Here is a 967-nt window from a genome sequence, read left to right as displayed (position 1 = left end):
AAGTTAATTATTACCTGTGTTAGCGAGTTAATATTGATTTTGAAAATTAATTACCCAGTCATAGCTTAAGTGCCAGTTACCATCTAATTAAAATGGTCAGGATGTTGAAGGTGGTTCATCGGCAGTACAGGGGTACAATTCGCCTGCAGATTAGCCTGCAAGTTTATTGATCTTATTAATATTTCTCTTGCACCACTGCAGAGCTTTTTGTTTATTTTTAACATTAATCTTTTGGTATATCTTGTGCAGGTGAACTCGAACAGTTGCTTCACTTATGAACAACGTATCAGCTATTTGATGGCATGTTGCGCCAGAGGAGAGCAAATGAAGTACTTTAGATTCTTTAAACGTTAAGTTATTTGATCGGATTTGATTTTTTTGCTCAGTTTCCAGCATTTCTCTCATCCATTTATCACTGACTGTTCTTGGAAACCACAGCGAACCCTTTTTAATTTCTTGCAGTCCTTGTTCAAAAATATCTGTTTTGGTGTTTTTATAAAATAGCCCTTTCAATTTTGGCCAGTCTTTAAGAGATAGAACGTCAGCTCTATGGGGCATGTTAAAAATAACTAGATGATGATATCCATGAGATTTCATAAACTCACTTATTAATTCACGATTAGTCAAAGTGTCTAAAGAGTCGTAATTGAGTAGTAGAGTTTTATCATCGCTTGCAACACAGTAAGGATGAATTAAAACAGATGATACAGAATCATCCGCGTTTTTATTAATTAGAAAATCCATATTCACGTCAATAACTACCGCTAAATGATAACAAGTAATTTGTGTTCCTGATTATTACTTTTAAATAATGGAATGCCAACATAGGAAAATGTTGAGCAAATTAATGTTTAGTTAGCTTTTGATTGCTTAGGAGTATTTAATTAAACATTAGCTGAAGAAAGTACCTCCTACAAGGCGAGAAATTTCTGAAAATTGTCGTTATTTATATGAATATTAGTAAAGG

Annotated in this window: 1 protein-coding gene; it reads right to left on the bottom strand. The window is 33.3% G+C overall.

Annotation, left to right across the window (positions count from 1 at the left end; all coding sequences use genetic code 11):
- Window positions 1-150: 150 nt before the first annotated feature.
- Window positions 151-744 (bottom strand): LuxR C-terminal-related transcriptional regulator, encoded by a 594-nt coding sequence (locus L1D46_RS20745; RefSeq protein ID WP_239978180.1) that lies wholly within the window; start codon window positions 742-744, stop codon window positions 151-153.
- Window positions 745-967 lie beyond the last annotated feature (223 nt).

This window comes from Pseudoalteromonas sp. Isolate3 (assembly GCF_022398505.1).
Lineage (GTDB): Bacteria > Pseudomonadota > Gammaproteobacteria > Enterobacterales > Alteromonadaceae > Pseudoalteromonas > Pseudoalteromonas apostichopi.
Note: the sequence above shows the minus strand (reverse complement) of the source record. Positions and strands in the feature narration are given on the sequence as shown.

What these genes read in the sequence shown, in the direction of transcription:
- L1D46_RS20745 (WP_239978180.1), bottom strand. Translation starts at nt 744, where the DNA reads ATGGATTTTCTAATTAATAAAAACGCGGATGATTCTGTATCATCTGTT.